This is a genomic window from Gordonia humi (assembly GCF_014197435.1).
Lineage (GTDB): Bacteria > Actinomycetota > Actinomycetes > Mycobacteriales > Mycobacteriaceae > Gordonia > Gordonia humi.
The window spans coordinates 1903356-1927438 of the sequence record NZ_JACIFP010000001.1 but is presented as its reverse complement, the minus strand read 5'-3'; the positions used below and the strand labels follow the sequence as shown (position 1 = coordinate 1927438).

General features: G+C 67.9%; 26 protein-coding genes. 15 read left to right on the top strand and 11 right to left on the bottom strand.

All coding sequences use genetic code 11. The annotated features are described in order from the left end of the window. The first annotated feature begins 66 nt into the window (after positions 1-66). Positions 67-1773, top strand: a complete 1707-nt coding sequence (locus tag BKA16_RS08910; RefSeq protein ID WP_183370319.1) for an AAA family ATPase — start codon at positions 67-69, stop codon at positions 1771-1773. A gap of 94 nt (positions 1774-1867) precedes the next feature. On the opposite strand, the gene cysC is transcribed toward BKA16_RS08910, so the two are convergent. Next, positions 1868-3733, bottom strand: a complete 1866-nt coding sequence (gene cysC, locus BKA16_RS08905; protein WP_183370318.1) for an adenylyl-sulfate kinase — start codon at positions 3731-3733, stop codon at positions 1868-1870. Continuing rightward, a complete protein-coding gene (cysD, locus tag BKA16_RS08900; protein WP_183370317.1) occupies positions 3733-4620 on the bottom strand; it encodes a sulfate adenylyltransferase subunit CysD in 888 nt (295 codons plus the stop codon). Before cysD ends, cysC begins: the two co-directional genes overlap by 1 nt. Positions 4621-4794: 174 nt before the next feature. Here cysD and BKA16_RS08895 point away from each other — a divergent pair, with 174 nt between their 5' ends. The 8 genes from BKA16_RS08895 (at position 4795) to BKA16_RS08860 (ending at position 11818) form a co-directional block, all read left to right on the top strand. Continuing rightward, a complete protein-coding gene (locus BKA16_RS08895) occupies positions 4795-5403 on the top strand; it encodes a DUF2249 domain-containing protein (RefSeq protein WP_183370316.1) in 609 nt (202 codons plus the stop codon). Next, positions 5400-5747, top strand: a complete 348-nt coding sequence (gene fdxA / locus BKA16_RS08890) for a ferredoxin (protein WP_183370315.1) — start codon at positions 5400-5402, stop codon at positions 5745-5747. The genes BKA16_RS08895 and fdxA overlap by 4 nt, the downstream gene beginning before the upstream one ends. Then, positions 5744-6343: a helix-turn-helix transcriptional regulator gene (locus BKA16_RS08885; RefSeq protein ID WP_343067337.1), complete on the top strand. Its 600-nt coding sequence runs from the start codon at positions 5744-5746 to the stop codon at positions 6341-6343. Before fdxA ends, BKA16_RS08885 begins: the two co-directional genes overlap by 4 nt. 186 nt (positions 6344-6529) lie before the next feature. After that, positions 6530-7384 (top strand): glycosyltransferase family 2 protein, encoded by an 855-nt coding sequence (locus BKA16_RS08880; protein ID WP_183370314.1) that lies wholly within the window; start codon positions 6530-6532, stop codon positions 7382-7384. 173 nt (positions 7385-7557) lie between these two features. Further along, positions 7558-8478, top strand: coding sequence for an enoyl-CoA hydratase (locus BKA16_RS08875; RefSeq protein ID WP_183370313.1), 921 nt, complete (start codon positions 7558-7560; stop codon positions 8476-8478). After that, the gene (locus BKA16_RS08870; protein ID WP_183370312.1) at positions 8478-9635 is read left to right on the top strand and encodes an acyl-CoA dehydrogenase family protein; all 1158 of its coding nucleotides are present in this window, start codon (positions 8478-8480) and stop codon (positions 9633-9635) included. Before BKA16_RS08875 ends, BKA16_RS08870 begins: the two co-directional genes overlap by 1 nt. 3 nt (positions 9636-9638) lie before the next feature. Continuing rightward, positions 9639-10595 carry an acyl-CoA dehydrogenase family protein gene (locus tag BKA16_RS08865; protein ID WP_183370311.1) on the top strand — a complete coding sequence of 319 codons (957 nt, stop codon included), beginning with the start codon at positions 9639-9641 and terminating at the stop codon, positions 10593-10595. Between the two features lie 131 nt (positions 10596-10726). Then, positions 10727-11818, top strand: a complete 1092-nt coding sequence (locus BKA16_RS08860) for an acyl-CoA dehydrogenase family protein (protein ID WP_343067603.1) — start codon at positions 10727-10729, stop codon at positions 11816-11818. A gap of 67 nt (positions 11819-11885) precedes the next feature. Here the strand turns inward: BKA16_RS08860 and BKA16_RS08855 are convergent, their stop codons facing one another. Then, positions 11886-13121, bottom strand: coding sequence for an Nramp family divalent metal transporter (locus tag BKA16_RS08855; RefSeq protein ID WP_183370310.1), 1236 nt, complete (start codon positions 13119-13121; stop codon positions 11886-11888). A gap of 447 nt (positions 13122-13568) precedes the next feature. Here BKA16_RS08855 and BKA16_RS23825 point away from each other — a divergent pair, with 447 nt between their 5' ends. Together BKA16_RS23825 and BKA16_RS23820 are read left to right on the top strand one after the other, a co-directional pair. Next, positions 13569-13790 carry a hypothetical protein gene (locus tag BKA16_RS23825; protein WP_246372566.1) on the top strand — a complete coding sequence of 74 codons (222 nt, stop codon included), beginning with the start codon at positions 13569-13571 and terminating at the stop codon, positions 13788-13790. Then, positions 13787-14014, top strand: coding sequence for an HNH endonuclease (locus BKA16_RS23820; RefSeq protein WP_343067336.1), 228 nt, complete (start codon positions 13787-13789; stop codon positions 14012-14014). Before BKA16_RS23825 ends, BKA16_RS23820 begins: the two co-directional genes overlap by 4 nt. A gap of 26 nt (positions 14015-14040) precedes the next feature. Here BKA16_RS23820 and BKA16_RS08845 read toward each other — a convergent pair whose 3' ends face one another. The 6 genes from BKA16_RS08845 to hsaA form a co-directional block, all read right to left on the bottom strand. Continuing rightward, positions 14041-15177, bottom strand: a complete 1137-nt coding sequence (locus BKA16_RS08845; RefSeq protein WP_183370308.1) for a sulfotransferase family protein — start codon at positions 15175-15177, stop codon at positions 14041-14043. Then, positions 15170-15949, bottom strand: a complete 780-nt coding sequence (locus BKA16_RS08840; protein WP_183370307.1) for an SDR family oxidoreductase — start codon at positions 15947-15949, stop codon at positions 15170-15172. The genes BKA16_RS08845 and BKA16_RS08840 overlap by 8 nt, the downstream gene beginning before the upstream one ends. A 102-nt stretch (positions 15950-16051) precedes the next feature. Then, entirely contained in the window at positions 16052-17236 is a 1185-nt protein-coding gene (locus BKA16_RS08835; protein ID WP_183370306.1) for a hypothetical protein, read from the bottom strand. After that, positions 17227-17802 (bottom strand): 3-hydroxy-9,10-secoandrosta-1,3,5(10)-triene-9,17-dione monooxygenase reductase subunit, encoded by a 576-nt coding sequence (hsaB, locus tag BKA16_RS08830; protein WP_183370305.1) that lies wholly within the window; start codon positions 17800-17802, stop codon positions 17227-17229. Before hsaB ends, BKA16_RS08835 begins: the two co-directional genes overlap by 10 nt. A 5-nt stretch (positions 17803-17807) precedes the next feature. Beyond that, positions 17808-18725 (bottom strand): iron-dependent extradiol dioxygenase HsaC, encoded by a 918-nt coding sequence (gene hsaC, locus BKA16_RS08825; RefSeq protein WP_183370304.1) that lies wholly within the window; start codon positions 18723-18725, stop codon positions 17808-17810. A 24-nt stretch (positions 18726-18749) separates the two neighbouring features. Beyond that, positions 18750-19934, bottom strand: coding sequence for a 3-hydroxy-9,10-secoandrosta-1,3,5(10)-triene-9,17-dione monooxygenase oxygenase subunit (hsaA, locus tag BKA16_RS08820; RefSeq protein WP_183370303.1), 1185 nt, complete (start codon positions 19932-19934; stop codon positions 18750-18752). A 133-nt stretch (positions 19935-20067) separates the two neighbouring features. Here hsaA and BKA16_RS08815 point away from each other — a divergent pair, with 133 nt between their 5' ends. The 4 genes from BKA16_RS08815 to BKA16_RS08800 all read left to right on the top strand — a co-directional run bounded on the left by BKA16_RS08815 (position 20068) and on the right by BKA16_RS08800 (position 22829). Next, positions 20068-21231: a 3-ketosteroid-9-alpha-monooxygenase, oxygenase component gene (locus tag BKA16_RS08815; RefSeq protein WP_183370302.1), complete on the top strand. Its 1164-nt coding sequence runs from the start codon at positions 20068-20070 to the stop codon at positions 21229-21231. Then, positions 21231-21611 carry a hypothetical protein gene (locus tag BKA16_RS08810; protein ID WP_183370301.1) on the top strand — a complete coding sequence of 127 codons (381 nt, stop codon included), beginning with the start codon at positions 21231-21233 and terminating at the stop codon, positions 21609-21611. The genes BKA16_RS08815 and BKA16_RS08810 overlap by 1 nt, the downstream gene beginning before the upstream one ends. Positions 21612-21640: 29 nt before the next feature. Further along, complete coding sequence (locus BKA16_RS08805; protein WP_183370300.1) at positions 21641-22480, top strand: class I SAM-dependent methyltransferase; 840 nt, start codon at positions 21641-21643, stop codon at positions 22478-22480. 61 nt (positions 22481-22541) lie between these two features. Beyond that, positions 22542-22829 carry a helix-turn-helix domain-containing protein gene (locus BKA16_RS08800; RefSeq protein ID WP_183370299.1) on the top strand — a complete coding sequence of 96 codons (288 nt, stop codon included), beginning with the start codon at positions 22542-22544 and terminating at the stop codon, positions 22827-22829. Here the strand turns inward: BKA16_RS08800 and BKA16_RS08795 are convergent. Further along, on the bottom strand, positions 22811-23422 hold the full coding sequence (locus BKA16_RS08795) for a ClpP family protease (RefSeq protein ID WP_183372973.1): 612 nt from the start codon (positions 23420-23422) through the stop codon (positions 22811-22813). The genes BKA16_RS08800 and BKA16_RS08795 overlap by 19 nt on opposite strands. Beyond that, positions 23419-24033, bottom strand: coding sequence for a ClpP family protease (locus tag BKA16_RS08790; protein ID WP_183370298.1), 615 nt, complete (start codon positions 24031-24033; stop codon positions 23419-23421). Before BKA16_RS08790 ends, BKA16_RS08795 begins: the two co-directional genes overlap by 4 nt. Positions 24034-24083 lie beyond the last annotated feature (50 nt).

The window sequence follows — 24083 nt, the reverse complement described above, 5'->3', positions numbered from 1 at the left end:
ACGCCGATATCGGACCGATCCGAGGGTTAGAGTCGCTTGCACTGTGTCGAGGTTCGGGGGGACCAGATGACAAGCACGAGGCAGTCCACGGCGGTCGGCGATGCGCGAGCGTTCTTCGACGCGGGTCTGGCCGCACTCGGCTATCTCGTCTGCGACGATCCGCCCGACCGGGATCGCGCGCTCGCCGCCTTCACCCGGGCGAGCGAGATCGATCCGGCGATGGGCGACGCCTGGCTCGGCCGTCTCGCCGCCGGTGACCGGTCGGGACCCGCTCTCCTCGGCCTGCATCGGGCCCATGCGAGCATCGGGGTGCAGCAGCGTCGGATCGGGTTGCCGCGCGGCGCGCTCGCCGGGCTCGCGCCGATCGGCCTGTTCGTCGACTATCCGATCACGACGGCCGATCGGGCGGCTGCCGCGTACGCGTCGTCGTTGATCGACGGCGGCGATCTCGACGGCGCACGCCGAGTGCTGGACACCCTCGACCGGGACGAACCGGTGATCGCGTACTGCCGCGGCGTGTGGGCCCTGCGATCCGGCGACTGGCGGGCGGCGCTGTCCGAGCTGAACGGGCGGACCGGCTGGTCCGATCCGGTCCTGTCCACCGCCGCGGACTACGTGGCGGGCACGGCGTGCATTCAGCTCGCGATGTTCGACGAGGGGATCCGGCTGCTCGAATCCGTGCGCGACGGCGGCCTGGACAACGCGCGCGCGGCAGCCGTGTTCGCGATCGGAATGGCGCTGCGAACGACGGGCGACGAGGAGCGGGCCCGAGGCTGCTTCCAGGAGGCGTATGCGCTCGACCCGCTGTTGGCCGATGCCGCCCGCGCGCTCGCCGACCCGGCGTACCGACTGGTGCTCGACGACCGGCAGGCGCCCGATCCGGTCGACGACGATCGGGCGGAGGTCCTGGTGGGAGCGGACGCCGAGCTGGCCGCGCAGATCGGGCTGACTGCGGTGAAAGATCAGGTGGAGCGGCTCCGCTCGTCCGTTCTCCTCGCGAATCTCCGCGCGGCGAAAGGCCTTCGGACTTCAGCACGCAGTCTGCACCTGGCGTTCACCGGACCGCCCGGCACCGGTAAGACCACGGTCGCACGGATCGTCGCCCGCATGTATCGCGGTCTCGGCCTGCTCGAGTCCGACACCGTCGTCGAGGTGAGCCGTCGCGATCTCGTGGGCGAACATCTCGGGTCGACGGCACCGAAGACGTCGGCGGTGATCGACCGTGCGCTCGGCGGGGTGCTCTTCATCGACGAGGCGTACACGCTGGTTCAGGAGGGGCTCTCCGGCGGCGACGCGTTCGGGCGGGAAGCCCTGGACACCCTCCTCGCCCGGATGGAGAACGACAGGGACCGTCTCGTCGTGGTGATCGCCGGCTACGACGACGAGATCGATCGTCTGCTCGCCGCGAACGAGGGGCTGGCCTCTCGGTTCGCCCGGCGGATCGGCTTCGGATCGTATTCGCCGAGCGAACTGGTTCAGATCGCCGAGTCGATGACACGCGCACGCGACGGACGACTGACCGCCGACGCCGCCGATCTGCTCGAGTCCTCGTTCGAGCGGCTGTGCTCGACCCGTGTCGGCGGCCGTTCCGGCATCGACGTCGCGGGCAACGGTCGGCACGTGCGCAACGTGATCGAGGCGGCCGAGGAGGAGCGTGAGCACCGTCTCGCCTCGAGCACCGACCCCGATGCGCTCACCGACGCCGACCTCATGTCGTTGACCGGCGACGACATCCGGACGGCGTTGGCGAGGTGCACGGTGGGTCTACGGTGATCGACGCCTGCCCGACCTCCGCGGTCGCTTCTCTTGCGCTGTCCGCAGTCGATCGTTCGGCGGCACCGCTGTGGAGGGCGGTGTCCCGACTTGCTCACATCCCCAGCCGCGCGATGATCAGTTCGGCGATCTCGGCGGGCGGACCGTCGGACGGGCGGATCACGATCTCCGGCGTGATCGGCCGCTCGTACGGGGAGTCGATGCCGGTGAACTGGGCGATCTGACCGGCGCGGGCCTTCGCGTACAAGCCCTTCGGGTCGCGGGACTCGCAGTCGTCGAGCGGGGTGTCGACGAAGATCTCGACGAACGTCAGTCCCCGCGCCTCGTGAATCTCCCGCGCACGCTGCCGTTCGGCGGCGAACGGGCTGATCAGCGACACCAACGACACCGCACCCGAGTCGGCGAACAGGGCCGCGACCTCGGCGGTGCGTCGAATGTTCTCGCGGCGGTCGTCGTCGCTGAACCCCAGGTCGGCGTTGAGGCCGTGTCGCAGATTGTCGCCGTCGAGCATGTACGCCGGGCGTCCCTCGGCGACGAGACGGCGTTCCAACTCGGTGGCGATGGTCGACTTTCCGGACCCGGACAGCCCGGTCAGCCAGATCGTCGCACCCCGGTAGGCGCGGTGCTCGCGCGTCACCTTGGTCTCCTGCCACACCACATTGGAGTCGTGCGCGACCGGAGCACCGATCATCCCCGCGCCGACGGTGGCGTTCGTGGCCTCGTCGATCAGGATGAAGCTGCCGGTGGCCCGGTTGCGGCGGTACTCGTCGAACATCATCGGCCGCTGCGCGTGCAGCGTGAGGCGGCCGATCTCGTTGAGTTCCAACTCGTCGGCGTCGGCGTCGCGGTGCAGCGTGTTGACGTCGAGCCGATAGTTCAGGCCGCTGACCGACACGCGCGTCTCACGGGTGCCGCACAGCATGAGGAAGGTGTCACCCACCGATACGCTGCGGCTCTCGGAGAACCAGCACACCATCGCGTCCAGATCGCGGCCCACATGCGGGCGGTTGCCGGGCCGCACGATCATGTCGCCGCGCACGATGTCGATCTCATCGGCCAACGAGATCGAGACCGCCTGCCCCGCCGACGCCTCGGCCAGCTCGGTTCCACCCGGCCCCCAGATCCGGGTGACCTCGGTGCCGAATCCGCCGGGAAGAGCGACGACCTTGTCCCCCACTGTGAGACCGCCGCCCGCGACCGTCCCGGCGAACGCGCGATGGTCGAGACCGTCGCCGCGCTGCGGCCGGATCACGTACTGCACGGGGAACCGCGCGTCGATCAGATTCTTGTCGGAGGCGATGTGCACGGCTTCGAGGTGCCCGAGAAGCGAGCGACCGGAGTACCAGTCCATCGGCTCGGAACGCTCGACGACGTTGTCGCCGCGCAGTGCCGAGATCGGGATGAACGACACGTCGCTCACGTTGAGTTTGGCGGCGAACGCGGTGAACTCGTCGACGATCTCGTCGTAGCGGTCCTGCGAGTAGTCGACGAGATCCATCTTGTTGACGCACACCGTCAGATGCGGGATGCCCAACAGGGACGACAGGAACGCGTGCCGCCGAGTCTGCTCGAGCACCCCCTTGCGCGCGTCGACGAGGATGATCGCGAGGTCGGCGGTCGACGCTCCGGTCACCATGTTGCGCGTGTACTGCACGTGACCCGGTGAGTCGGCGATGATGAACTTGCGTTCCGGCGTCGAGAAGTAGCGGTAGGCGACGTCGATCGTGATGCCCTGCTCGCGTTCGGCGCGCAGGCCGTCGGTGAGCAGGGCGAGGTCGGCCGTGGAGTCGCCCCGCTGGGCGCTGGTCCGTTCGATCGCTTCCAGTTGATCGGTGAAGATCGACTTCGAGTCGTACAGCAGTCGACCGATGAGGGTCGACTTCCCGTCGTCGACGCTGCCCGCGGTGGCGATGCGGAGCAGATCGGTACGCGTGTTCTCGGTTATCGTGGGGGCGCTCATCAGAAGTAGCCCTCCTTCTTACGGTCTTCCATGCCTGCTTCGGAGATGCGGTCGTCGGCACGTGTCGCGCCGCGCTCGGTGACGCGTGTCGCGGCGACTTCGGCGATCACCTTCGCCGGGGTGTCGGCGTCGCTCTCGACGCAGCCGGTGCACGTCGCATCGCCGACGGTGCGAAACCGCACCCGCTCCACGTGCGCACTCTCCCCCGGATACTTCTCCAGGAATCTGGTGTCGGCCAACAGCATTCCGTCGCGCGGCACGACGGCCCGCTCATGCGCGTAGTAGATGGACGGGAGTTCGATGTCTTCGGCCGCGATGTACTCCCAGATGTCGTGCTCGGTCCAGTTGCTGATCGGGAACACCCGGATGTGCTCACCGCGCGCATGCCGACCGTTGTACAGGTTCCACAGTTCGGGCCGCTGGTTGCGGGGATCCCATGCTCCGAACGCGTCGCGGAAGCTGAACACTCGTTCTTTCGCACGGGCCTTCTCCTCGTCCCGGCGGGCACCGCCGAACACCGCATCGAACCCGCCCTCTCTGATCCCGCGCAGCAGCGCGGCGGTCTGCAACCGGTTGCGCGATGTGCCCGGCCCGGTCTGTTCCACGACGCGGCCGGCGTCGATGTCGTCCTGCACGCTGCTCACGACGAGCCGCGCGTCGGTCTGCTCGACGAGCCGGTCCCGGAACTCGATGACCTCGTCGAAGTTGTGCCCGGTGTCGACGTGCATCAACGGGAACGGCACCGGCGCGGGCCAGAACGCCTTGCGCGCGATGTGGAACATGACCACCGAGTCCTTACCACCGGAGAACAGCATCACCGGATGCTCGAAGGTCGCCGCGACCTCGCGGAATATGTGCACCGATTCGGCTTCGAGTTCGGAGATCACGGCAGGACAGCCTCCTGGACGGGGTCGGACGGTCGAGGACCATTGTGGCCGACGACGGTCCTCTCGTCGCGGACCCCGGGCGAATCCGGCCCGGATCGACCGGCGGCCGTCGACGTGCGTCGCCGTCGAGAGTATTTTTACAAGAAGACATTGTAATAACCCAGGAGGCGCCCGATGCCCGACATCACTCTCGACGTCCGCGAGATCCCGAAACCGCAGCGTCACCCGAAGATCTTCGCGATCTTCGACGGCCTCGACGTCGGTGACGCGCTCGTTCTGGTGAACGATCACGACCCGCGGCACCTGCACGACGAGTTCGAGGCCGACCGGGCGGGCGGCTACTCGTGGGACTACCTGGTCCGCGAGAAGCGGGACTACCGGATCCGCATCGGCAAGACCACGGCGGCCACCCCGCCGCGCCGACTCGGCAACACGGCCGAACTCACCGAGCGGCCCGTCGACGCCGCCGACGTCGCGTGGAAGCTCACCTCGTCCGATCGGCACCTCGACTCCAATCTGATCCGACTGGCCGCAGGCGGCGCGATCGCCGCGCACGCCGGCGGCGAGGTCGACGTGCTGGTGCACGTCGTCGCCGGATCAGGGACTCTCGGCACGGAGGCCGACGACGTCGAGGTGAGCGCGGGCGACCTGCTGTGGCTGCCGCGTCGTTCGCGGCGCTCGTTCACCGCGGGTCCGGACGGACTGAGCTATCTGACGGTGCACACGCACCGCGAACCGACACTGACGATCGAACCGCTCGCGCCGCAGGCACCACGACCATGACATACGTGATCGCACTCCCCTGCGTCGACGTGATGGATCGTGCGTGCGTGGAGGAATGCCCCGTCGACTGCATCTACGAGGGTGGCCGCAGCCTGTACATCCATCCCGACGAATGCGTCGACTGCGGCGCCTGCGAGCCCGTGTGCCCGGTGGAGGCGATCTTCTACGAGGACGACGTCCCCGATGAATGGGAGCCGTACATCACCGACAACGCCGAGTTCTTCACCGAGGTCCTGCCCGGACGCGAGGCTCCGCTCGGCTCACCGGGCGGAGCCGCAAAACTCGGACCGACCGGTTCGGACGCGCCCCTGGTGACCTCTCTCGAGCCGCAGGCGCAGCCGTGACCACGCGAGCCATGGTCCTGGCCGCCCTGCGGGAGGCGTCCGAACCGGTCACCGTCGCCGATCTCACCGCGACGCTCGACCTGCCCGCGACGACGATCCGCTTCCATCTCCGAGCGCTGACCGATGATTCGCTCGCGGACGCGCACACCGACGTCGCCGCCGGACCCGGCCGCCCGAGCGTGCGGTATCGGGCGCGGTCGGGCATGGATCCGGCGGGCCCGCGCGAATACGAGATGCTCTCCCACGCACTGGTCGCGGCTCTCGACGCGGCGCCTGGCGGACCCGAGCTGGCCGCCGCGGCCGGTCGGCGGATCGGCGCCGGGCGGGCCCGTTGCGACGTCGAGACGGAGGCCGATCTGACGCGTGTCCTCGCCGATCTCGGCTTCGACCCCGAGATTCGGCCGGTCGGTGAGATCCGTCTGCGACGGTGCCCGTTCCTGGAGACCGCCCGAGAGAACCCCGCCGTGACGTGCTCGGTGCATCGAGGTCTGATGCAGGGCGTACTCGACGCGCACCGCGTCGACGTCGAGGTGCGGCTCGACGCGTTCGTCGACGACGACCACTGCACGGCGACGCTGTCGCGAGTCGCCGGGTGAGACGTTCGAGCCACCGCGAGCAGGCAGAGGCCGCCGCCGATCCCGAGCGAGGCGTCACGCCGATCCGAAACCCGAAGTACCACTTACTCTGCTCAGTGCGGGCAGTAGCATTCGCGATGGTCCCGCCGCTCCCGAGCGAGGGCTCAGCATTGTCCAGCCGATCTCCACCTCAAAGGTTTCAACCTTATGGCATCCGTTTCCGTCGTCGTACCGATGTACAACGAGCACGACCGCATAGCCGACACACTCCACGCACTCCTCCGACAGAGTCGGCCGATCGACGAGATCATCGTGGTCGACAACAACTCCACGGACGATTCATCGACTCGAGTCGCCGAGATCGCTGCCGAACACCCCACCGTGCGATTGATCTCCGAGTCGGAACCGGGCTGCTATGCGGCTCGCGCGGCCGGATACGACGCGGCGACGTCGGACATCATCGCGCGCACCGACGCCGACACGCTCGTCGATGAGCGGTGGGCCGAAACGATCGTCGACTTCTTCGACAGCGAGGCCGGCCGACCGTTCAGCGCATCGACGGGCTCGGTGTCGCTGTACGACGGACCGCCGTTCAAGATCATCGAGAAGGTCACCCAGGGCGTCGCCGAGGCACAGGAGGCTCCGACGCTCGTCGGCCCGAACCACGCGATCCGCAAGTCGGCGTGGTTGCAGATCCGCGATACGCTGACGCGCCGTCCCGACGTGTGGGAGGACTTCGACATCTCCATGGCGCTGAAGGAGAAGGGTCTCCGCATCTGGTACACGCCACAGCAACAAGTGTCGACCTCGTGCCGAACGCAGCAGAAGTCGCCGATCGCGAACTGGCACTATCTGTTCGGCGGCATCAGAACCGCCAAGGCCCGCGGGGATGCGAAGTCGCTGAAGACCATGCGCATCGACTTGCCGCTCCGATTCATCCTGTTCACCGTGTCGTGGCTGGTGTTCCGACCGTGGAATGACCGGAAGCAGACCTGGCGGCCGCACCGGCTCGTCCTCCCGCTCGATCATGATCACGGCGACGTGACAGCGCTCCGCGATTGACGGAAACCCTCTAGAAGGCGGATCGAGTCGAACCTTTCGCAGCGGTCCGCGCCCGTCGGACGGGGCGCGAGCGCGCGGATGCGGCCCTTATCGACGCGAACGAAGCCCACCTAGGCCGGACATCCCACCCATCCGACTACCAACCAAGCACTTGCTCGGTTACAGTCGACGGTATGAGTGATGCCGCGATCCCTCCCGCACTGGGCCCCGACGATCTCGGACCGGACACCTCTCCGGTCTCCTACGAGGTCGGCGGGCCCGCGAACTCCGTCGCCTACGTGACGTTGAATCGCCCCGACTACCGCAACGCCCAGAACTCGGTGATGACGTACTCACTGGATGCGGCGTTCCGGCGGGCCGTCGACGACGGCGACGTCAAGACGATCGTGCTGCGCGCGAACGGCAAGCACTTCTCGGCCGGGCACGACATCGGCACACCCGAGCGCGATTTCGACACCTACTACCCGAACACGGCGACACTGCACTGGGACCACACCCGCGGCGACGGGCAGCCGTTGGACAGCAACCAGCGTCTGGCACGCGAGATCGAGGTGTACATGGGCATGTGCCGTCGGTGGCGCGAGATCCCGAAGCCGGTGATCGCGCAGGTACACGGCGCGTGCATCGCGGGCGGGCTGATGCTGGCGTGGTCGGCGGACTTCATCGTCGCCTCCGATGATGCGTTCTTCTCCGATCCGGTGGCGCGCATGGGCATCCCGGGCGTCGAGTACTTCGCCCACGCATACGTCCTGGGGGCTCGTCGTGCGAAGGAGATCCTGTTCACCGGGCAACGGTTCACCGCGGCGCAGGCCCTGGACTGGGGCATGGTCAACCACGTCGTGCCGCGCGCGGACCTCGACGGCAAGGTCGATGCGATCTGCGAGCAGATGGCGCAGATGCCGATGCAGGGCCTGTTCCTGAGCAAGAAGGCCGTCAACATCTGCGAGGACCAGATGGGCATGCGCACCGCCATGGACTCGGTGTTCGGGTGGCATCACTACGCGCACGCGGCGAACGACGCAGACTCCGGCGACTCGCTCGGCGGGATGGACGCCAAGTCGATGAAGAACGCGGCCGAGAAGGGCACCGTCTGATGGACCTGTTGTTCGACGACGCCGCCCAGGCGTTCCGCATCGAGGTCCGCGAATGGCTCGCGGCCAACGTCCCCGACCAGCCGCTGCCGTCGATGGACACCGCCGAAGGTTTCGAGGCCCACCGTGCCTGGGAGGCGACGATGGCTGACGCGCGAATGTCGGTGGTCAGCTGGCCCGCGGAGTTCGGCGGCCGCGACGCGAGCCTGTTGCACTGGGTGATCTTCGAGGAGGAGTACTACCGGTCCGGCGCCCCGGGTCGGGTGAGCCAGAACGGGATCTTCCTGCTCGCTCCCACTCTGTTCGAACACGCCCATCCCGACCAGTTGGCGCGGATCATGCCGCGGATGGCGCGCGCCGACGACATCTGGGGTCAGGCGTGGAGCGAGCCCGAGGCGGGCTCCGACCTGGCCTCACTCCGGTCGACGGCCACCCGCACCGACGGCGGCTGGCTGCTCAACGGGCAGAAGACGTGGAGTTCGCGGTCGAGTTTCGCCGATATGGGCTTCGGGTTGTTCCGGACCGACCCCGCCGCCGACCGTCATCGCGGGATCACGTACTTCATGTTCGATCTGCGCGCGCCCGGTGTGACGGTGCGTCCGATCGCCCAACTCGACGGCGAGCCGGGCTTCGCCGAACTGTTCCTCGAGGACGTGTTCGTGCCCGACGACCCCGCCGATCCGGGGAACTCCGGGGTGATCGGCGCGGTGAACAACGGGTGGAAGGTCGCGATGAGTACCGCCGCGAACGAACGCGGACTGTCGCTGCGCTCCCCGGGTCGATTCCTGGCCGCGACCGACCGGCTGATCACGCTCTGGAAGTCGCGCCGCGACACGGTCCCCACCAGCGACGAAGCCGTCGCCGATGCATGGATCGGATCGCGTGCTTACGAGTTGTCGACGTATCAGACCGTCAGCCGATTGGCGGCAGGCGGACAACTCGGCATGGAGTCGTCGATCAACAAGGTGTTCTGGTCGCAGTGGGACATCGCCGCGCACGAGACCGCACTGGACCTGCTGGGCGCCGACGCCGAACTCGACACCGGCTGGACCGACGGCTACCTGTTCTCCCTGTCCGGGCCGATCTACGCCGGCACCAACGAGATTCAACGCAACGTCATCGCCGAGCGCCTGCTCGGCCTACCCCGAGGGGACCGATAGACCATGGACTTCCTCCTCGCCGACTTCCACACCGATCTCGCGGCGACCGTCGACGGCATCGTCGACCGCGCGGGCGGCATCGACCTGGCCCGCGACTGGGCCGACAAAAGCGACCACGCTCCCGCGCTCGCCGCGTACCGCAAGCTCGCCGAGGCCGGGATCACCGGTCTGCTGGTCCCCGACGAACTCGGCGGCAGCGGCGCGGGCGCGGTGGAGACGGTCGTGGCCGTCGAACGCCTCGGCCGCGCCTGCCTGCCCGGCCCCGTCGCCGAGACCTTCGCCGTCGCGCCCGGGATCCTCGGCGCCGGGCCCGCCCTCGATGGCCTCCTCGCCGGGACACCGACGACGTGCGCGATGCCCCCGCTGCACCCGCGGGCGGCGAACCCCGACATCGCAGTGCCCCTACTGATCACCGACGACGGCGTGCACGCGGCGACGACCGGCGAACTCCTGGACACCGTCGACCCGACGCGCAAGGTCGCCGAGATCACCGGGGGCGACACCGTCGAAGGCACCACCGACCGTGCCGGCGACCTCGGGGCGCTGGCCACCGCGGCCCAGTTGCTCGGTCTGGGATCGGCGATGCTCGACCTGTCCGCCGAATACGCCAAGACCCGCACCCAGTTTCATCGCGCGATCGGATCGTTCCAGGCCGTCAAACATCACCTCGCCGACGTCGCGATCGCCCTGGAGATGGCTCGACCGCTCGTGCACGGCGCCGCCGTCGGACTCGACGGCCAGGCCCCCGACGGTACCGACGTCTCCCGCGACGTATCCGCAGCCAGAGTCGCCGCAGGCGATGCCGCCTATCTGGCGTCCCGTCGCGGCCTGCAGGTCCTCGGCGCCATCGGGTACACCGCCGAACACGACTTCTCCCTGTACCTGACCAAGACCCGCGCGCTGCTCACCGCGTGGGGCACCCCCGCCCATCACCGGGCCGCGATCCTGGAGACACTGTGACCTCCGCTCCCGGCGCCGACGACACCCGGCCCGCTCACTCCGCTCCCGGCGCCGACGACATCCGGCCCGCTCACTCCGCTCCCGGCGCCGACGACATCCGGCCCGCTCACTCCGCTCCCGGCGCCGACGACATCCGGCCCGCTCACTCCGCTCCCGGCGCCGAGGAACGCGCCGCGCTGGCCGACGCGATCGGCGACGTCCTCCGCAGACGATCCGGATCAGCGGCCGTCCGCACCGCCATGGCCTCACCCGGGCGGATCGATCGCGGCCTGTGGGACACGCTGACCGACGAGATCGGCGTCGCCGCACTGGCCGTTCCCGAAGAGTTCGACGGCGCGGGGGCCACCTGGGCGGAGACGGCTCTCGCCCTCGAAGAGCTCGGTGCGACCCTGTCGCCCGCGCCGGTCTTCTCATCCGCCGTACTTACCGTCGGCACCGTACTGGCCTCGGGCGACTCCGACACCGCCGCGCGCCTGCTCCCCGCCCTCGCCTCCGGTGAGTCGATCGGCGCGCTCTGCTGGGCGGATCCGGCCGGGTGGGACCGCCCCGGGGTGTCCGCGAACGCGGGGCTGCTATCCGGGACCGCCGACTACGTCATCGACGGCGAGACCGCCGATGTTCTGCTCGTCGTCGCGGGAACCGACGACGGCGGGCCGACCACCCTCCACGAGGTGGCCGCGGACGCACCCGGCGTCACGATCACCCCGCTGCCGCTGCTCGATCCGACGCGCGCGTTGGCTCGGGTCACATTCGACGAGGTCGCCGGCACCACGATCCCGACACCGCCCGACCTGCTCGATCGGATACGAACCCTCGCATGGACGATGCTCTCGGCCGAGCAGGTCGGCGGTGCGGCTCGCGCCCTCGCACTCACGGTCGAATACACGCAGGCCCGCAAGCAGTTCGGCCGCGCCCTCGGCTCGTTCCAGGCACTCAAGCACCGTATGGCCGACATGTACGTGTCCGTCGAAGCGATGCGCTCGATGTCGGCGGCCGCGATCGATGCCGTCGTCTCCGGCCGCGACGACGCCGCCGAACTCGCCGCCATCGCTCACGTGCAGTGCTCCGAGGAGTACATGCGCGTCACCGGTGAAGCGATCCAGCTGCACGGCGGCATCGGCATCACCTGGGAGCACGACATCGGCCTCTACTTCAAACGCGCACAGGCCGACGCGCAACTGTTCGGCCGGCCGAGCACCGCGCTCGCGGCGGTGTCGTTGTAGGTCGACACCTCCACGCACGGACGGACCGCCGACGCGCGCCACGCCCATGCACCGTCGTTAGCGGTGGCTATCCGCTGCCGTTCACGGTCAGCACGATGAGCGCCGCATTGAGCACGACGACGGCGACCACCGCGGCGGCCGACGCCCACCGCAGCCACGGACCGTCGACGAAGTCGCCCATCATCGCCTTGTTCGAGGTGTATCGACGCAGGGGGATGATGGCGAAGGGAATGCCGAAGCTCAAGACGACCTGGGAGACGATGAGCGCCGTCGTCGGGTCGAGGCCCGCCGCGAGGATGATGATCGCAGGAACCAGGGTGACGGACCGGCGAACGATCATCGGGAGCTGCTTGCGCAGCATGCCCGCCATGATCGCACCGCCGGCGTACGAACCCACCGACGTCGACGCGATGCCCGAGGCGAGCAGTCCGACGGCGAACGCGCCGGCGACCACTGGCCCGAGCGCGTCACGAACCGCGGCGTGCGCACCCTCGATGCTGTCGGTTCCCTCCCGTCCGTAGAGGCTGGTGGCCGCGAGAACCAGCAACGCGATATTGACGACACCGGCCAGCGCGAGCGCGATCCACACGTCGACCTTGGTGATCGACAGCAGCTTGCGCGTGCGCTGACGAGTAGTCGGCTCGCCATGCCGATCGATGACCAGCGAGGAGTGCAGGTAGATGGCGTGCGGCATCACCGTCGCACCGAGCATCGACGCGGCCAACAGGACCGTCTCTGAGCCGTCGAGCCGCGGCACCAGGCCACCGAGCACGCCGCCGGCATCGGGCGGGCTCACCACGAGGCCGGCGAGGAATCCGACGACGATGATCGCGAGCAGTCCGACGATGATGGTCTCGAACTGCCGTTGCCGGCGCCTGTTCGCGGTGGTCAGCAGAACGATCGCGACCACACCGACGATCAGACCGCCGACGGGCAGCGGAAGCCCGAACAGCAGGTACAAGGCCACGGCGCCGCCGATCACCTCGGCGATGTCGGTGGCACCGGCGACGAGTTCGGCCTGCGCCCAGTAGGCGAGGCGCGACTTCTGCGGGAGCCTGTCGCCCAGAGTCTGCGGCAGTGTTCGGCCGGTGACGATGCCGAGCTTCGCGGACTGATACTGCACCATCACGGCGATCGCATTGGCCAGCACCAGCACCCACACCAACAGATAGCCGTACTTGGCGCCGGCCGTGATGTTGGCCGCGACGTTCCCCGGGTCCACATAGGCGATCGCCGCGACGAACGCTGGACCGAGCAACGCGCCCGTCCGCGCATACACCCCTGTCCGACCCTTCCTCAACATGTTTTGAGGTTAGACGTTATTAGAAAGTTCGGTCAACCGAAATATTAATTCAAGGCGTTTCGGCCAGTTCGGCTCCACCATTCGGTCTCCGATCGTATGAACGGAGAATAGCCGAGCGGTTCACCACAGCACGGGACCACGGAGGGCTGAGCCGTCCCGAAAGAACCTTCGTCGAACTCTTGGTCTATTCGAACATATGTGCGTATAATCTATGACATATACGTTCCTTGACAACCGCATAGCGCGCCGCACACAGGCGACTTCGCGGTAAGCGATTCGGGTGAGTCGAACTGCGGTGAAGGGTATTGCGGCGGCGCCCGCCTCGGGGAGTGCCCCGGAGCGCTACGGTCCACGACCGAATGCGGTCACCACGCGTTTGTCTCTGCTGTCTGCCGCGACGATTTCACGGCACCTCATCGCGTCATCCCTTCCAGGAAGGCGAAAGTCATGTTTGCTGCTCTGATCACCGAGTTCGCCGACCGCATCGTCGACGAACTCGCCCCGCCCACCACCGACGAACTCGCCGACACCGAAGGCCCCGGCCTCCGCCTGGCCGTCCGGCTCGACCGACTGTCGCGCACCGGCATCGACGACGCCGAGTTACCGACCGGTGCTGCGCCCGACCAGGATGCGGCCGACCCGCCGCCTGGTGCGATGTCCACCACGTGACTCCCTGGTCCGAGGGCGGCGAAACCGGCATCGACAACGGAGTCCTGCTCTGCCGCCGCTGTCACACTCTGATCCATCACGGTGGATGGGAGGTGTTCATCGGGCACGACGGCCATCCGTGGTTCGTACCCCCGACCGACCCGAACCGACCCGGCGCGCGGCGGGCGATCCGCTCGCACACACGCCGAACCATAACCGTCCACGAGACCGCCGACGCGGCGTGACGGCAAGGTCTGAACGCCCGGGTGCGTCAGGCGAACGCCTCCCGTACCTGTTCGACGGTCAGGCCGTAATCCTCGAGCGAGTACTTGTGGACGGGCTTGCGATCGCCCGACTTGGACTCCTCGTCGAGCGCGACCATCGCGGCGCCTGCCTCGTCGGACATCGGGGTGCCGAGGGCGTCGTAGACGCGACCGACGGCGGCGAACGGGTCGGCGCGCAGTTCGTCGAAGTGGACATCGACGAACTGCGCCGGGTCGTACTTCGCGCGGGCCGCGGAGAACTCGCGTAGACCTCGCGACCAGAGTTCGAGCTGGGTCCGGCCGATCGTGGCCCCGGTGAACACCGACGAATGCCCTTCGGTCGCATGCTCGGCAAGGCTGCACATCGACGGAATGATCGTCTCCGGCGCACGATGCGTCTGCACGACCACGGCGTCCGGGTACGCCTCCATCAGAGCGTCCAGCGCGAAGAGGTGACTCGGGTTCTTGAGCACCCATCGCTTGCCCGGGTCGTTCAGGCCGATGAGCTGCAGATTTCGGCGATGCCGATGATATGCCGGTCCCCAGTCCCGGGCCTGCAGCCACTGCGAGTAGGTCGGCAGGTAGGCGAGCGACTCGTACGAGATCGACATGAGCGACTGCCGCAGCAACTGCCAGCACTCCTCCACCTCGCCCGCACTCATGTAGTGCAGCCCCATGAACTCGGGGTTCTCGACGTGGTGCCGGTTCAGTCCCGCCTCGATCTGCGCGAACACCGGATTGTCGGTCCAGGTGTCACGGGGCGGCCGCGGCTGCGGGAACTCCGCCAGCCACATCTGCAATCCCTGATGGGCCGGATCGGCGGCGAGCAGCCGATGCAACGCCGTCGTACCCGTCCGCGGCAGGCCCGTGACGAACACCGGACGCTCCACCTCGACGTCGACGTACGACGGATTGCTCTTCCACCCGGCCTCGCTGAGCAGCCGCGCGATCAGGGCGCCCTTGAGGAAGTAGCGGAACATCTTGCTGCCGAGCTCGGTGAGTCCGGCGTCGTCCCGATACGAGGTGAGCAGAACCTCGAGTCCCTCGAGATAGTCGGGTTCGCCGAAGTCGTCGAGGCCGACGGCCCGCGTCGCGGCGGCGTGCAGATCGTCGACGGTGCCGACAGAGGTGCGTGCTTCAGTCATGGTATTCACCGCAGTTCACATCGAGGGTGTGCCCGGTGATCGCTTTGGCCATCGGGGATGCGAGGAACACCGCGGCGTCGGCGATCTCGTCCGGTTCGGGCAGCCGTTTCAGATCGCTCTTGGACGCTGTCTGCTCGTACACCTGCTCGGGGGTGATCTCGTACTTCTTGGCGATCTCACCGAAGTACCACTTGAGCTGGTCGTCCCAGATGTAGCCGGGTGCCACGCTGTTGATGCGGATGCCCTGGCCGCCGAGCTCGGTGGCCAGGGTCTGCGACATCGCCAGCAGCGCCGACTTGGTCAGCTTGTAGCTGCCGTACCGCGGTTCGGAGTGCCGAATGACCATCGAGTTGATGTTGACGATCGCTCCCGCCGAATCGGTCAGCGATGGCGTGAACGCTTTGATGACGCGAAGCGTACCGAGGACGGTCAGCTGAAGGCTCGCCTCGATCTGATCGAAGTCGGTGCGCCCCAACGGTTTCATCGACGGCATCGCGAACGCGTTGTTGATCAGGACGTCGGCCCGCCCGAACTCGTCGACGGTCCGAGCGACGAGGTTGTCGACGGCGGTGTCGTCGGTGATGTCGGTCGGGACGACGAGGGCGGTGCCGCCGAGGTCGCGCACCTCCGCGGCGACCTCGGTCAATCTCGACTCCGTGCGAGCGCCGAGCACGACGGACGCGCCGTTGGCCGCCGCGCGCAGACAGAGCGACCGGCCGAGGCCGGGGCCCACGCCGGAGACGACGACGACCTTGTCGGTGAGGAGTGTCATGGGGTGGTCCCTTCATCAGAGTGCTGTCGTCTCATCAGAGTGCTGTGGTCCCTCCGCCGGCGAAGGGCGGCCCGCGGGCCCAGGCGGTGTCTCCGTCACGGACTAGCCGAGCATGCGCCAGGCGAAGGCGCGTTGCCTCTCGGCTATCCGCTGGGCCCAGCCGTCGGCGTCGATGCGGTTCTGCTCATGGAACGGCAGGTGATCGGGGACGTCCGCGTCGTCGACGACGACGCAGTTCGGTCCCAGTTCGAGACCGACCGGCCCGTCGACCCGCTGCCACCGGAACTGCAGGATGCCGCGCCGCCGCCCCGTCGTCTCGATCCAGTTGGCGACGCCGGGATCGCGGTCGGAGATCACCATGCGGATCATCCCGTCGGGATCGACCTGCGCCTGCGTCGAGTTCAGCGACGTCTGATGATTGACGTAGTCGAGCGAGATGTACCAGAGGCTGCCGAGTTGGAAACCCTGGTACGGCGCATCCGATCGCGGGACGGTCACCACCATGGCCCTCCCCGCGGGCAGATCGAAGTGACCGACCGACGAGTACTGCGTCGACAGCCCGCCCGGCGTCGTCCGCGGCGCGGTGAACGTGTTGACCGGCTCGTCGAGGTAGAACCACTTCGGAAAGTTGAACCACGTGTTTATGCGCGCTTTGAGCATCGACGCCGCGATCGCGTACCGTCGCGCGGCTCTGGCCTCGGTGAGGTCGTCGGGAGCGGTCCCCACGGTGTCGACACGCTCGATGGTCACCGACCCGCGCCGCTGCACCGCCCAGTCGGAGTAGACCTCGCGCACCGCAAGCATCGACGATCCCTCGCCGAGGACGAAGTATCCGGGAGCGGGATCGGGAACGGCGGGCCCGAAGGTGATCTGGAACGATCCGTCGTCCGCGATCGGGATGCGCCGGTCGTCGAAGGCGTCGTCGCCGCCGGGCACGTTCGTCGGCGTGTAGTCGCCGCGCAGCACCTGGAAGCTCAGATCCGCCGTGCTGCCGCGGACTCCGCGCACGATGTACGTGGCATCGGGTTCGACGGTTGCGTGGTAGTAGATCGTGTCCGGGTTGTCCAGCCCCATCTTGGCGTACGGTCCGGTCGAGGTGACGAACGTCGGATGGCTCTTGCTGTGCGTGCGCGCCAGCTGCAGGATCGACGAGATGCCGCCGGCCAGATAGTCCAGACCCTCGGCCCGGTCGGCGTCCGATTCGGCGAACCGGGCGGACGCGACGAGCGCCTCGGCTTCGGCGATCGCATCGGTGAACGGCTTCGTGACCGGCTCGTTCACAGCCATGTGTCCCCTCCGTTCCAGGTGAGGAAGTTCTCGAGTTCCTCCTGAACGGGTGTCACGCGCGGATGCTCGGTCGAGAGGTATCCGCCTCGGTAGAACAGTAGCGGCTTGTCCTGCAAGACCTCGCCGAGAACGTTCGCACGTCCGATGACGACGTGGTGGTCGCCGCCGTCGGTCACCGTCTCGACGCCGCATTCCACCCAGGTCAGGCTGTTCCGGATCACCGGCATTCCCGCGGGCGACGGGTCCCACTCGACGGAGGCGAACTTGTCCTGTCCCGGCGCCCCGAACACCGCGCTGACCGCCTGCTGACGATTCGACAGGACGTTGACGACGAACGAGCCCCGTTCGGCGATCACCGGCCAGGTCCGTGACGTCTTCATTGGACAGAAGATCACCAGCGGCGGATCCAGCGACAGCGCCGCGAAGCTCTGACAGGCGAAGCCGACGGGGTCGCCGACGCCGTCGATCGAGGTGATCACGGTGATGCCGGTGCAGAACTGGCCCATCGCCGTCCGGAATGCGCGGGAGTCGAACTCGGCCGTGCCGTACGGCGACTGCGGCGCCATCGCGGTCAGCCCTTCATTCCGACGGTGAAGTCGTGACCCCACAGGCTGACCGCCGTCGACTCACGGGCGATCCATTCGCCGTCGTCGACTTGCCTTCCCTCGCAGCCGTATTCGATGTCGAAGCCACCTGGCGTCTTCATGTAGAAGGAGAGCATCAGGTCGTTGACGTGGCGGCCGAGAGTCGCCGACATCGGGACCTTCCGGCGGAGTGCGCGGTCGTGGGCCAGGCCGACGTCATCGGAGTTCTCCACCTCGACCATCAGGTGGACGATGCCGGTGCTGTTCGGGATCGGCAGGAATGCGAGCGAATGGTGGCGCGGATTGCAGCCGAAGAACCGCAGCCAGGCGGGCTCGTCGCCCTCCTCACGACCGACGACCTGCGGTGGGAGTCGCATCGAGTCACGCAGGCGGAAGCCGAGGACGTCCCGGTAGAACGCGAGCGCCTTCGCGTCGTCGGTGGTGGTGAGCACGACGTGCCCCAACCCCTGCTCCCCGGTCACGAACCGGTGCCCGTACGGGCTGACGATCCGTCGGTGCTGCAGCGCGACACCGTGGAAGGCTTCGAGGACGTTGCCGTCGGGATCGGCGAACACGATCAGTTCGACGACGGCGCGGTCGGCGAGCTCCTCGCGCGTGCCCTCTCGGAACTCGACACCGGCGGCGGAAAGACGATCTCGAACTTCTTGCAGCGCTTCGGCGTTCGCGCACTCCCACCCCGAGCACGCGAGGTGGTCGCGATCGGACGGGACGATCACCAGGCGGGCCGGGTGATCGTCCATGCGCAGGTACAGGGCATCGGGCGTCGCACCGGAGCCCTCCACCATGCCGAGGACTTTCAGTCCGTACTCACGCCACGCGTCCATGTCGGTCGCGTCGATCCGCATGTAGCCGAGCGATCGGATCGGACTCTGCTGCTGTGTCATCTGTTCTCCTCACGTCACCCCGGGTCAGACCATCGTGTCGCCGATGGGGATGCCGAACTCCCCGTTTCCGTAGGCGACGTAGGCGCGTTCGGGATCGTTGGCCGCGTGCACCCGGCCCGCGTGCGCGTCACGCCAGAAGCGCTGGATCGGCGTTCCGTTCTCGAGCGCATGCGCACCCGAGTTCTCGAAGAGCCGATCGATGGCTGCGATCGCTCGGCCCGTCGCCCGGACCTGATCGCGTCGGGCGGCCAACCGCAACTCCATCGGCACCTCCTCGCCGGCGAGGATCAGGTCGTACTCGTCCTGCAGGTTGCCCGAGAGCTGCCGCCACGCCGCGTCGATCTCGCTGGCGGCCTCGGCGATCCGGACCTTGGCGAACGGATCGTCCTTGGCCTTCTCCCCCGCATACGCGGCGCGGACGCGCTTGCCCTGGTGTTCGACGTGCGCGGTGTACGCGCCGTACGCCATCCCGACGATGGGGGCGGAGATGGTCGACGGGTGCACGGTGCCCCACGGCATCCGATACACCGGGGCGGTATTGCGCTCCAGCCCGGGCGCCTTGCCCTGACTCATCTTGCCGAAGCTCAGCATGCGATGCGTCGGGACGAACACGTCCTTGACCTCGATGGTGTTCGATCCGGTGCCGCGGAGTCCGACGACGTTCCACACGTCCTTGATCGAGTAGTCGCCGCGCGGGATCAGGAAGCTGACGAAGTCGACGGGTTTGCCGTCCTTGATCACCGGCCCGCCCACCACGACCCAGTCGGCGATGTCGCATCCCGACGACCACGCCCACGAGCCGTTCACCCGGTAACCGCCCTCGACCACCTCTCCCATGCCCATCGGCGCATACGACGACGAGATGCGGACGCTCGTGTCCTGTCCCCACACGTCCTCCTGCGCCTGCTGGTCGAACAGGGCCAGATGCCAGTTGTGGATGCCGACAATGCCGGCCACCCAACCGGTGGAGCCGCATGCGGTGGCTATCCGTCGCACGGCCTCGTAGTAGGTCACCGGATCGGACTCGTATCCGCCCCACTGAGCGGGTTGCATCAGCTTGAAGAAGCCGGTGGCGTCGAGCATGTCGGCGACCTCGTCGGACACCCGACGCGCGTCCTCGGTCGACTGCGCCCGCTGTGCGAGCTCCGGCAGCAGGGCGTCGATCTTGGTCAGAACCTCCTGCGCTGCCTCGCTTCGCTGTGCTCCCATGGCCTTCTCCTGTTCGATGTGCGGCTCGATCTCTGTTGCCAATATTAGAACACGTTCTCATTCTGACTGGAACCTGTTCTACTATTGAGACAGACGAGTACACGCGCAGACATCGACGAGGAGCCACGAGCAGATGACTGACACCGACATCCGAGAGATCGACACCGGGACACCGCCCACCCGTTTCGCGCGCGGTTGGCACTGCATCGGCCTGGTGAGCGACTACACCGACGGCAAGCCGCATTCGTTGGAGATCTTCGGCACCAAGCTCGTCGTCTGGGCCGACACCGAAGGTCAGGTGAAGGCGCTCGACGCCTACTGCCGACACATGGGCGCCGACCTCTCGCAGGGCAAGCTGCGCGGCGACAACGTGGCCTGCCCGTTCCACGGCTGGCAGTGGAACGGCCGGGGGCGCTGCGCGGGCGTCCCCTACGCCAAGCGTCATCCGAAGCTGGCCAAGACCCGCACCTGGCCCACCATGATCCGCAACGGTCAGGTCTTCGTCTACAACGATCCCGAGGGCAATCCACCGGCCGAGAACGTCGTCATCCCCGAGGTCGCCGAGTACGGCGCCGAAGGATGGACCGACTGGACGTGGAACAAGATCGTGATCGAGGGATCCAACTGCCGCGAGATCATCGACAACGTCGTCGACATGGCGCACTTCTTCTATGTGCACTACGCCCTGCCCGACTATTTCAAGAACGTCTTCGAGGGCGAGACCGCCGCGCAGTACATGAACAGTCGTGGACGCCCCGACATCGCCCTGACCTCCGCCTACGGCGACAGTCGGCTGGAGTCGATCGCCGCCTACTACGGCCCCTCCTACATGCTGAACCCGATGGTGCAGTACTACGGCGAGTACGCGGTCGAGACGATTCTGACCAACTGCCACTACCCGATCGACGCCAACTCGTTCGTCCTGATGTACGGCGTGATGGCGAAGATTCCGGAAGGCCTCTCGGTCGAACAGGGCGCCAGGATGGCCCAGAAGATCACCGCGGGAGTCGAGGTCGGCTTCCTGCAGGACGTGGAGATCTGGCGGCACAAGACCCGCATCGACAATCCGCTCCTGGTCGAGGAGGACGGCCCGGTCTACCAGCTGCGTCGCTGGTACGAGCAGTTCTATGTCGACGTCGACGATGTGACCGATGAGATGACCGGTCGCTTCGAATACGAGATCGACACCGAGAAGGCCTTGGAGAACTGGGACCTCGAGGTTCAGGAGAATCTGCGGATCCAGGCCGAGGAGAAGGCGGCCGAGGAGTCCGCCGCAGAATCGGGCGCGTCGGTCTGATGTCCGTGACGGACGCGTCGGAGGCGAGCGGCTGGGCCAAGGCCCCCGACTACTCGGCCGACCCGGAACGCCGGTCGACGATCGCGGCGGCGACCGCCCGCGACCGTCGGCACTATCTGGCGGGCGGGATGACCCCGATCGAGTGCCGGACGTGCCACGGGTGCGCGCTGGTCAAGAAGACCAGCCCGCATCACACCAGCGTTCAGTGGACCGGCGACGCGCGCAGCCGATGCACCGAGATCTCGAAGATCCTCGCCGAGGGCGGCAACCCGGCCCTGCTCCCGACGTGCCCGCGCATGTCGGCGAGCATCGACCACGGCGTCACCGAGGGCATCGTGCCGCGCGAGTCGCCCGACGCCGACCCCGACGGCTATTGGTGAGGTCCGACCAGTCCGCTACCGTCGACGCCATGACCGATGAGACGCTCGGACCCGACTGGACACGACACGGCGCGGGCTGGGCCGCGCAGGACGTCGTCTTCGACCGCATCTTCGCACCGGTGACGCGAGCGATCGTGGAGGCGGCCGACCTGTCCGGGACCGTACTCGACATCGGCTGCGGTACGGGCACTCTGATCGAAGCGGCGGTGGACGCGGGAGCGACGGCGGTCGGGGTCGACATCTCGTCGGCGATGGTCGAGGCCGCCGCGCAGCGGGTTCCGCAGGCGACCGTCGTCGTCGCCGACGCCCAGACCACCGATCTGACGGCACTCGCACCGAACGGCTTCGACCGGTTCGTCTCGCGCTTCGGCGTGATGTTCTTCGGCGACCCGGTCGCGGCGTTCACGAACATCCGTCGCGCCGCCGCACCCGATGCCTCGATGGCGTTCATGTGCTGGCAGGACGGTCGGAAGAATCCGATCTTCACCTTGGGGACGAGCACGCTGATCGAAGCGCTCGACGAGAAGCCCGCACGCCCGCAGCCGCGGGCACCCGGACCGGTCGCCTTCGCCGACTCCAGCTATCTGCGCGATGTGCTCACCGCCGCCGGATGGTCCGCCGTCGCGATCGATCCGTTCACGTTCACGGCCGACTACTCGACACCGACGAGCGACGGCGTCGAGGAGAGGCTCGCGGTGATCCTCGCGACGAGCACCGGGCAGCTCGTCGAGGGCGAGGTCCGCGAACGGCTCGGCGAGGACGGGTGGACCGAGCTCCTCGACCGCGTGCGGGAGAGTCTGCGCGCGGACGTCGTCGACGGTCGGCTCGCCCACGAGGGACACTGCTGGTCGGTGACCGCACGAGCGTGAGTCGCTCCGCCGAGAGCAGAACGCCGAGCGGAGGTGCGCGGATCCGGTCTACGCTGCGGTCATGAGACTTCTCGCCGGGACTCGGATGCCGCTCTTCCGCGAGGAGTTGGGCGCGCATCTGCGCGACCTGCGACGCGAACGCGGCGAACGCCTGTCCGATGTCGCCGAGCGGGCGGGCATCTCCACGCAGTATCTGTCGGAGATCGAACGCGGCCGCAAGGATCCGTCCAGCGAGATGATCGAGGCCGTGTCCGGAGCCCTCGACGTCAGTGTCGCCGAGGTGTCGACCGCCGTCGGCGAACGACTGAGCCGACCCGCGTCGACGCGCGCCTACGCGCTCGCCGCATGAGTCGCATCCCCGTCGACCACCGCGTCGATCAGCCCGTAGTCGACGGCGTCCGGTGCAGTGAACACGCGGGTGCGCTCGGTGTCCGATCGGATCTGTGCGGGCTCGCGACCGGTGTGGCGAGCCAGGACCGACTCGATCTGCGCCCGGACCCGCACGAGCTCGTCGGCCTCGATGATCAGATCCGGAATGGTCCCCCGACCGCCCTCGACACCCGGTTGGTGCAGCACGATCCGTGAGTGCGGCGTCGCCGATCGTTTCCCGTCCGCGCCCGCCGCGAGAAGTACGGCGCCGACCGAGACCGCCTGCCCGACGCACGTCGTCGCGACATCCGCGCGGATGTGCCGCATCGTGTCGTAGACGGCGAGCATGGCCGCCGGATCGCCGCCGGAACAGTTGATGTACAGCTCCACATCGCGCTCGGAGTTCTCCGCGTCGAGGTACAGCAGCTGCGCGACGAGCGCGTTGGCCACGCCCGCGTCGATCGGCGTGCCGACGTAGACGATGCGTCCGGACAGAAGGTGGGAGTAGACGTCGCTGTATCGCTCGCCCGCCGGGGTCCGTTCGACGACGTTCGGAATCGGATACGACATCAGTTTCCTCCCGTGAGACCGAACCCGGTGCGTGGCGCGGGCGGGGCGAGGACCGAGAAGTCGGCGACGATCTCGTCGACGAACCCGTAGTCGAGCGCCTGCTGCGCGGTGTACCAGCGGTCGCGGATCGAGTCGGCGAAGACCGCGTCGATCGGCTGCCCGGTGTCCTCGGCGATCAACCCGAGGACGGTGTCGCGGGTGTAACGGAGATCGTCGGCCTGGAGCTCGACGTCGGCGGCCGTTCCCCCGATGCCCGCCGAACCCTGGTGCATGAGGATGCGGGCGTGCGGGAGCGCGCGGCGCTTGCCGCCAGTCCCGGCCGACAGCAGGAACTGTCCGGCACTGCACGCGAGGCCGAGGGCGAGCGTCGACACGTCGCACGGAATCAAGCGCATCACGTCACGGATGGCGAGCATCGCCGGAACCGAGCCGCCCGGCGAGTGGATCCACAGCGCGATGTCCGCGTCATCGGCGGCCGCCAACGTCAGCATCTGGGTGGCGAGCAGGGTGCCGTTGTCGTCGTCGAGCGCGCCGTCGAGGACCAGGACGCGCCGCGCGAGCAGTTCGTCGCGGTCTCGTCTGGTGAATCGTCTGGGTTCTCGAATCTCGTCCATGCGGCCATCGTGCGCCCGACGCCGACCGCGGCGCCCGACTCTCTGCCCAG